General features: G+C 68.1%; 6 protein-coding genes. 3 read left to right on the top strand and 3 right to left on the bottom strand.

What is annotated here, in order from left to right; all coding sequences use genetic code 11:
- From Q4P07_RS08385 to Q4P07_RS08395, 3 genes are read left to right on the top strand one after another with little or no spacing between them, the layout of a single operon-like run.
- Complete coding sequence (locus Q4P07_RS08385; protein WP_303374456.1) at positions 1-1,428, top strand: bifunctional dTDP-4-dehydrorhamnose 3,5-epimerase family protein/NAD(P)-dependent oxidoreductase; 1,428 nt, start codon at positions 1-3, stop codon at positions 1,426-1,428.
- Between the two features lie 49 nt (positions 1,429-1,477).
- Positions 1,478-3,211, top strand: coding sequence for an ABC transporter ATP-binding protein (locus Q4P07_RS08390; RefSeq protein ID WP_303374457.1), 1,734 nt, complete (start codon positions 1,478-1,480; stop codon positions 3,209-3,211).
- The gene (locus Q4P07_RS08395; RefSeq protein ID WP_303374458.1) at positions 3,208-5,307 is read left to right on the top strand and encodes an ABC transporter ATP-binding protein; all 2,100 of its coding nucleotides are present in this window, start codon (positions 3,208-3,210) and stop codon (positions 5,305-5,307) included. Before Q4P07_RS08390 ends, Q4P07_RS08395 begins: the two co-directional genes overlap by 4 nt.
- A gap of 46 nt (positions 5,308-5,353) precedes the next feature.
- Here Q4P07_RS08395 and Q4P07_RS08400 read toward each other — a convergent pair whose 3' ends face one another.
- Genes Q4P07_RS08400 through Q4P07_RS08410 form a run of 3 tightly spaced genes read right to left on the bottom strand, consistent with a single transcriptional unit; the run spans position 5,354 to position 8,641 of the window.
- Positions 5,354-6,526, bottom strand: coding sequence for an ABC transporter permease (locus Q4P07_RS08400; RefSeq protein ID WP_303374459.1), 1,173 nt, complete (start codon positions 6,524-6,526; stop codon positions 5,354-5,356).
- Positions 6,523-7,698, bottom strand: a complete 1,176-nt coding sequence (locus Q4P07_RS08405) for an ABC transporter permease (RefSeq protein WP_303374460.1) — start codon at positions 7,696-7,698, stop codon at positions 6,523-6,525. Before Q4P07_RS08405 ends, Q4P07_RS08400 begins: the two co-directional genes overlap by 4 nt.
- 1 nt (position 7,699) lies before the next feature.
- Entirely contained in the window at positions 7,700-8,641 is a 942-nt protein-coding gene (locus Q4P07_RS08410; protein WP_303374461.1) for an ABC transporter ATP-binding protein, read from the bottom strand.
- Positions 8,642-8,763 lie beyond the last annotated feature (122 nt).

An 8,763-nucleotide genomic window follows, 5' to 3' on the forward strand; every position in this document is an offset into this window, starting at 1 on the left:
TTGGGTGAGCTGAAGGTCCGCGGGACCGCGATCCCCGGCCTGCTGGTCGTCGACCTCACGGTGCACGGGGACTCGCGCGGCTGGTTCAAGGAGAACTGGCAGCGATCCGCCATGACGGCTGCCGGGTTGCCCGACTTCGGACCGGTCCAGCACTCCCTCGCCTACAACGCCTCCGCCGGAGTCACCCGCGGCATCCACGCCGAGCCGTGGGACAAGCTCGTCTCGGTGGCCCACGGTCGGATCTTCGGCGCCTGGGTCGACCTGCGGCCCGGGGACACCTTTGGGGTGCTGCACACCGAGGAGCTGGACGAGCACACCGCGGTCTTCGTGCCGCGCGGCGTCGGCAACTCCTATCAAGCGCTGGTCGACGATGTCGTCTACTCCTACCTGGTCAACGACCACTGGTCCCCGCACGCGGACTACACAATGCTCAACCTGGCCGACGAGTCCGTCGCGGTGCCGTGGCCGATCCCGTTGACGCAGGCCCACCTCTCCGACAAGGACCGGGCGCACCCGAGGCTGGCGCAGGTCGCGCCGATGGCGCCGGCCCAAACGCTGGTGCTCGGTGCGGGCGGACAGCTCGGCCAGTCGCTGCTGGCCCTGCTCCCCGGCGCACGCGCGGTCGGGCGCGGGGAGCTCGACCTGGCCGACTCCGCGTCGATCCACTCCTTCGACTTCTCTGGCGTCGGCACGGTGATCAACGCGGCTGCCGACACGGCGGTCGACGCCGCGGAGACCCCCGAGGGTCGACGTCGTGCCTGGGCGGTCAACGCCACCGGCGTCGCTGCGCTTTCCCGGGCCGCGATCAAGCATGGCTTCACGCTCGTCCACTACTCCAGCGACTACGTCTTCGACGGCGAGGAGTATGGCGACGACCTCTCCGCCGGCACCCCCCAGGGGTATGGCGAGGACGCGCCGCTGGCACCGCTGGGGGTGTACGGACAGTCCAAGGCCGCTGGCGACCTCGCGGTGTCGGTGGTCCCGCGCCACTATCTCCTGCGCACCTCTTGGGTCGTCGGCGACGGCCAGAACTTTGTCCGGACGATGGCCAGGCTCGCCGACCAGGGCGTGCGCCCCACGGTGGTGGCCGACCAGACCGGTCGCTTGACCTTCACGGCCGACCTGGCGGCCGCGACGCTCCATCTCCTGGATTCACGGGCAGCTTTCGGCACCTATCACGTGACCAGCGGCGGCGATCCCACGACCTGGGCCGACCTGGCCCGCGCTGTCTTCGAGCATCGAGGGCGCTCAACCGATGACGTCACTGACACGTCCACCGCGGACTATGCCGCGCAGCACGGCGCCCTCCTCGCTCCCCGCCCGGCCGGATCCGTGCTCAACCTGAGCAAGGTGATGGCGACGGGCTACTCGCCGCCTGACCAACTGGCACGGCTGTCGACATACCTGGACGGGCTGGAGCAGCTCTAGGGGACGTGAGAAGTCGCCCTCACCCAACGTGAGGGCGCACACTGTTGAGGTGCTCACCCGTCTTTTGCGCAGCCACTTGCGCCCGTATGCCGCACTGATCGCGCTGGTCCTGACCCTGCAACTGGTCGCGGCCGTCGCCAGCCTGTGGCTGCCCACCCTCAACGCGGACATCATCGACCACGGCATCGCCAAGGGTGACACGGCCTACATCTGGCGGGTGGGCGCGATCATGCTGGTCGCCAGCCTCGTGCAGGCCGCCGCGCAGATCACCGCCACCTGGGGGGCCGCGCGCACCTCGATGGGCCTGGGTCGTGACATGCGAGCCAACATCTTTGACCGGGTCCTGACCTTCTCCAGCCGGGAGCTGGGGCAGTTCGGCGCGCCAACGCTGATCACCCGCAACACCAACGACGTCCAACAGGTCCAGACCTTGTCCTTCATGATGCTGGTGATGCTGGTCGCGGCCCCCATCACCGGGGTCGGCGGGGTCATCATGGCGATGCGGCAGGACGTCGGGCTGTCCTGGCTGATCGTGGTCGCCGTCGTTGTGCTGCTGGCCGGGATGGGCCTGATCATCGCCCGCATGGTGCCGCTGTTTCGGGCCCAGCAGAAACAGCTGGACGCGGTCAACCGGATCCTGCGCGAGCAGATCACCGGCATCCGCGTGGTGCGCGCCTTCACCCGCGAAAACGAGGAGACCGAGCGTTTCCGCCAGACCAACGACAGGCTGACTGGGATCGGGATCAGCGTCGGCGACCTGATGGCCCTGATGTTTCCATTCGTCATGCTGGTGATGAACCTTTCGACCGTGGGGGTGCTCTGGTTCGGCGCGCAACGGGTCAATTCCGGAGAGATGGCGGTCGGGGCGCTCACGGCCTACATCAGCTATCTCATCCAGATCCTGATGTCGATCATGATGGCCACGATGGTCGCGACGATGATCCCTCGGGCCTCGGTGTCGGCCGACCGGATCGGCGAGGTGCTCGACACGTCCACGACCGTCGTCGCACCGAGCAAGCCCGTGCACCCCGGCGACCTGTTGGGCGTGGTCGAGCTCCGCAACGTCGGCTTTGCCTATCCCGGCGCGGAGACGCCGGTGCTCAAGGACATCTCCTTCACCGCGCGGCCGGGCACCACCACCGCGATCGTGGGCGGCACCGGATCGGGCAAGACGACCCTACTGCGACTCCTGCCGCGCCTAGCGGACGTGAGCGACGGTCAGATCCTCGTCGACGGCGTGGACGTGCGAGACCTCGCCCCGCAAGACCTGTGGTCCAGGGTCGGTCTGGTCCCCCAGCGGCCCTATCTGTTCTCCGGCACGGTGGCTTCCAACCTCCGCTTCGGCAACCCGGGGGCGACCGATGACGAGCTGTGGGAAGCGTTGCGGGTCGCGCAGGCGCGTGACTTCGTCGGCGGTTTCGCCGAAGGCCTGGAGCACCCGATCGCTCAGGGCGGCACCAACGTCTCTGGCGGTCAGCGGCAGCGGCTGTGCATCGCGCGGGCCCTCGTCGCCAAGCCCGCGATCTATCTCTTCGACGACAGCTTCTCCGCCCTCGACCTCGCGACCGACGCGCGCCTCCGCTCGGCGCTGCGACCGCATACCCGCTCAGCAACCGTGATCGTGGTCGCGCAACGGATCTCCACGATCATCGACGCCGAGCAGATCGTCGTCATCGACGAGGGCGCGGTGGTGGGGATCGGCACCCACGACGAGTTGCTGGAGACCTGCCAGGAGTATGGCGAGATCGCAAGGTCTCAGGAGCAGGCGGAGGCAGTGGCATGAGCGCCGGGACAGGTGGAGGCGTGCGGACCGCCGAGCAGGAGGAGCCTAGGGACGAGCCTCAGGGTGAGGCGGACCTCAAGGAGGTCGAGCGGATACCTACCCGCCGGGGACCGGGGACCGGCGGTGCGGGCATACCGGTGCAGAAGGCCTCCGACTTCGCCGGGTCGGCCAAGCGCCTGCTGCACCGCCTCGCGCCCTACCGGCACCTGATCTGGCTCAGCATCGGGCTGACCATCAGCGGAGTCGTGCTCAGCAACCTCGGCCCCAAGGTGCTCGGCCGCGCGACCGACATCATCTTCGCCGGCTTCATCGGCAAGCAGTTCCCGGCCGGGGTCACCGTCGACCAGGCCGTGGCGGGGCTGCGCGCCAAGGGCCAGGGCACCCTGGCCGACCTGGTCGCCGGCACGCCATACCTGGTCCCGGGGCAGGGCATCGACTTCAGTGCCCTCATCGTGGTAGTCCTGCAGGTGATCGCCCTCTATGTCGCGGGGGCCCTGCTGATGTGGACCTCGATCCGGATCGTCAACCGCGTCTCGATGTGGACCGTGCGCGACCTGCGCTCGGAGGCTGAGGACAAGCTGCACCGGCTGCCGCTGAAATACTTCGACAAGCAGCCGCGCGGTGAGATTCTCTCTCGCGTCACCAACGACCTCGACAACCTCCAGCAGTCGCTGCAGCAGACGCTGGGACAGTTGCTCAACGCGCTCGTCACGGTCGTGGTCATCCTGGCGATGATGCTGTGGATCAGCCCGATGCTGACCCTCATTGCGCTGGGCACGATCCCCGTGTCCGTGCTGGTCACTATCACGATCGCCAAGCGCAGCCAGAAGCTGTTCAAGGCGCAGTGGGCCTACACCGGCACCCTCAACGGGCAGGTGGAGGAAGCGTTCAGCGGCCATGAGCTGGTCACCGTCTTCGGCCGTCGTGAAGAGATCAGCGCGGAGATGCGCAAGACCAACGAGCAGCTCTACGACGTGACCTGGCGGGCGCAGTTCATCAGCGGCATCATCATGCCGGCGATGTTCTTCATCGGAAACTTGGGCTACGTCCTGGTCGCGGTCGTGGGCGGGCTGAAGGTCGCCAACGGCAACCTGTCGTTGGGCAGCGTGCAGGCCTTCATCCAGTATTCCCGCCAGTTCACCCAGCCGGTCACCCAGGTGGCCTCGATGGCCAACATGCTGCAGTCCGGTGTGGCTTCGGCCGAGCGGGTCTTCGAGCTGCTCGACGCCCCGCAGGAGCGACCGGACGCGGCGGACGCGCAGGACGTCGCGGCCCGCGCGGACAGCGGCCGGATCGAGTTCGAGGACGTCGACTTCAGGTATGGCCAGGAGCCGCTGATCGAGGACCTGTGCCTGGTCGCGGAGCCTGGTCAGACGGTCGCGATCGTGGGACCGACCGGTGCCGGCAAGACGACCCTGGTCAACCTGATCATGCGGTTCTACGAGCTCGACGGCGGGCGCATCACCCTGGACGGGCGCGACATCACCACCATGAGCCGGCACGACCTCCGGGCGCAGATCGGCATGGTGCTGCAGGACGCGTGGCTCTTCGAGGGCACGATCCGCGACAACATCGCCTACGGCCGGCCGGGGGCGACCGAGGAGGAGGTGCAGGCTGCGGCAGAAGCGGCCTACGTCGACCGCTTCGTCCAGCACCTCCCCGACGGCTACGACACGGTCCTGGACGACGAGGGCGGCAGCGTCTCGGTCGGTGAGAAGCAGCTGATCACGATCGCGCGTGCCTTCGTGTCACAGCCCTCGCTGCTGATCCTGGACGAGGCGACCAGCTCGGTCGACACCCGCACCGAGCTGCTGGTCCAGGAGGCGATGGCCAGATTGCGCGCCGACCGGACTAGCTTCGTCATCGCGCACCGCCTCTCCACGATCCGCGACGCCGACGTGATCCTGGTGATGGAGCACGGCCAGATTGTCGAGCAGGGCCGCAGCAGCCCGGCGATGTCGGCCCACGAGCAGCTCCTAGAGGCTGGCGGCGCCTACGCCCGCCTGCACTCCGCACAGTTCAGCGGCGCTGCCGTCGATATCGATGAGCAGGGTGCGGGCCAGCCCGCGCCGGGAGCACCCCCACCAGCCCACTAACCCCCGACCGGACGGTCGCCCCTGCCACACCGGGCGGTCCGAAGGGTCACATGGCGCGCTCGAGCGACCGGCGCAGCAACACGGCGCCCAGCACCAACGTCCCCAACGCCATCAAGGCCAGCACTCCGAGCTCGGGCAACACGTCCATCACCCCGCCGGAGCGCCGCTGGACCTCGGCGATCGCGTCGTAGGCCCAGGCATGGGGGGTCAGGTGCGCGACCTTCTGCAGCGTGTCGGGAAAGAGCTCCAGCGGCAGCATGCAGCCGCCGATCGCCGCGAGGATCAGACCACCACCGACCGCCAGACCAGTCGCGGCGCCCTCGTTGTCGACGAGCACGCCGATCACCATCGCCGCGCCGGCCGCGACCAGCCCAAAGACCGTCAGGATCACCGCCATCGCCCACAGGTTTCCCCACTCGACCCCAAACAACAACCTCGTCGCGATCATGATGTAAAGCCCCTGGAACAGCCCGATCCCCAGCCGACCGATCGCGAGCCCGGTGATCGCCTGGCTCGCCGTGACCGGCGCCGCCAAGGCCCGTCGGATGACGCCGTTGCGCCGCGCCTGCACCAGCGTCACCGAGGCAGAGAGCGTGGTGAGGAAGACGAAGAGCAGCAGCTGCGCGGCCGCACCCAGGTCGAACATCCCCCCCAACCCAGCGAACTCCTTGGCGAGCCCGCTCTCGTCCTCCACCATGAGGGTGGCGGGTGCCATCTGCGCAGAAGCCTTCTCCAGGGCGCCCCGTGCCTCCTGGGCCGGCACTCCCGCCGCAACCAGCGCGGCCTCCTGCCCCGACGCCATCGTGATGTCCGAGCCCGCGGTCTGCACGAGCTGCATCACGGCGGGCACACCGGAGCCGCTGCCCGCCACGAGCTGCAGATCGAGGTCCTGACCCGCCGCGAAGGCCGCCACTGCAGCGTCACTGACCACCACCCCGACGTCCGCGCCGCCGCGGGCGACGGCCTGCTGCATACCGGCCAGGTCTTCAGTGCTCACGTCCAGGTGAGCACCCTCAAGCTTGTCGACCAGAGCGGTATGGAGAGCGCTGTCGCCTCCGACGAGGGCCACCGTGCCCTGGTTGCCCACGCCGCCGAACTGGGAGCCGAGGACGAAGACGAGGGCCAGCGGGAAGATGAAGACGAAGAAGATGTTGGACCGGTCCGCCGAAAACCTGCGGATCTCGGTGGCGGCGATCGCGAGGACTGCTCGAAGGTTCACAGCGCATCCTTCCGTCCGGGCAACAGCCAGGCGAGCAAGAGACAGACGGCCGTGAAGGCGAGCAGGGTCACGCTGACCGACCCAAGGTCGACAACCCCGCCGCCGCCCGAGGTGATCCCCAGCCCGCGGGTGAACGCACCGACCGGGTTGAGCTGGAGCAACGCACCGACGGCACCCGTGTTGGTGACCGGGAAGAACGCCCCGCCGGACATCCCGAGCACGATCGCGACGATCGCCTGCGCGATCCCTGCCTGCTCGGCGGTCCGCGCAACCTTGGCGATGACGAACATGATGGCGGTGGTCGCTAACACGACCATCACCACGAGTAGCGCCACGACCGGGAGGGGGCCGAAGTCCACCTTGTCGAAGAGCAGGGTCCCGGCAGTCAGCAGGATGCCGGTCGCGACCAGCCCGAGAATGAAGCTGACCAGACCCTTGGCGATGACGACCAACTCGGGCCGCATCGGCATCGAGAGCAGCCGCGCGAGCGTGCCATTCTCCCGCTCCTGGACGAGCCCGAGCACCCCGAAACCGACGGTGAACAGCAGAAACAACCCGGCCTGTCCGGCGACCAAGGCGGCCTGCGGGCTGAGCTGCTCATCAGCTGCCGTGCCCTGGGTCCAGCTCACCGTGGACCCACTCGTCTCCACGGCACCCCTGAGCGCCGCGAGCTCCTGCTGTCCCAGCCCGGCCTGCCGGCCAGCGTCGAGCGCCTCGGTGTCTGCGCTGAGCTGGGCGAGCACCCCATTGACCACGCTGGTGACGATCGCGCCCTCCAGCCCGACCCCCTCACCCTCGATCACCCGCACCTGCGGCCCGTCCCCGGCGAGCAGGTCGGCCATGAACCCTTGCGGGACCACGACCGCCATCCCTGCGACACCGGAATCGACCAAGGACTTGGCCTCCTGCGCATCGACCTGCTTCACGGTGACGTCCAGGCCATCACCGCTGACCTGCCCCAGAGCTGCAGGCACGGCCGCCGCGAGTTGGTCACCCTCGGGCACCGAGACCGCCACCGTCACCGGCTTGAGGTCCTGGCTCGAGACGCCGGAGAAGACGAGGTTCATCACGAAGATCAACGTCAGCGGCACCACGATGGCGAAGATGATGACCGAGGCATCCCGGATCCGTTGCGACAGGTCGGAGACGACCATGACCAGAAGCTGACGCATGTCAGTCCCGCAACGCTTTGCCGGTCAGCGCCAAGAAGACCGACTCCAGGTCCGGGCGGGTGATCTCCACGTCTGACAACGTCATACCCGCCCCGGTCGCCACGTTGACGATCGGCGCGATGGCGGTCGGCGCACCGTGCACCGAAAGCACGAGCTCGCCACGCTCCCGATGCACGTGCTGGACGGCCGACAGGTCCCGCAGCCCGACCTCGGCTGCGGCCACTTCGCCACCACCACGGAGCCGGATCGTGTCGACGCCACCGGTGAGGTCGATGAGCTCGCTCTGCGTGCCGCTGGCCTGGATCTTTCCGGAGTCGATGATCGCGATCCGGTCGCAGAGTCGCTCGGCCTCCTCCATGTAGTGCGTCGTGTAGAGCACCGCCATCCCCACGGTCGTCAACGCCTCGACGGACTCCAGGATCGAGTTGCGTGACTGAGGGTCGACCCCGACGGTCGGCTCGTCCAGGATGAGCAGGTCCGGCCGGTGCAGCAGGCCGACGCCGATGTTGAGCCGCCGCTTCATACCGCCGCTAAACTTCTTGCTCTGCTCCTTGGCGCGGTCGGCGAGTCCGATCAGCTCGAGCACCTCCTGCACCCGCGAGCGCAGCTCCTTGCCGCGCAGGCCCTGGAGCCGCCCGAAGAAGCGAAGGTTCTCGCGGGCGCTGAGCTCTGGATAGATCGCCAGGTCCTGCGGGACGAGCCCGATGTGCCGCTTGGGCTTGATCGAGGTCCGCGAGACGGTCTGGCCAGCGACGATCACCGAACCCTCATCCGGCTGGAGCAGTCCGGCGATCATCGAGATGGTGGTCGTCTTGCCGGCGCCGTTCGGTCCGATCAGACCGAACGTCTCGGCAGGCGCGATCTGAAAGCTGACGTCGTCGACGGCGAGGTGCTTGCCGAACCTCTTGACCAGGCCTTGCACGTCCAGCACGACGTCATTCATGACATTCCCCCGTTTGTCCTTGGCATGGGGCAACGCTACTGGCGTCGAGTTGCTCTCCGGTATGGCGTCTGCTCAGACTTGGTCGTGTCGTGACGGCAAGGGCGACCGTCCGGTGCGGCAAG

This window comes from Ornithinimicrobium sp. (assembly GCF_030537745.1).
GTDB lineage: Bacteria > Actinomycetota > Actinomycetes > Actinomycetales > Dermatophilaceae > Ornithinicoccus.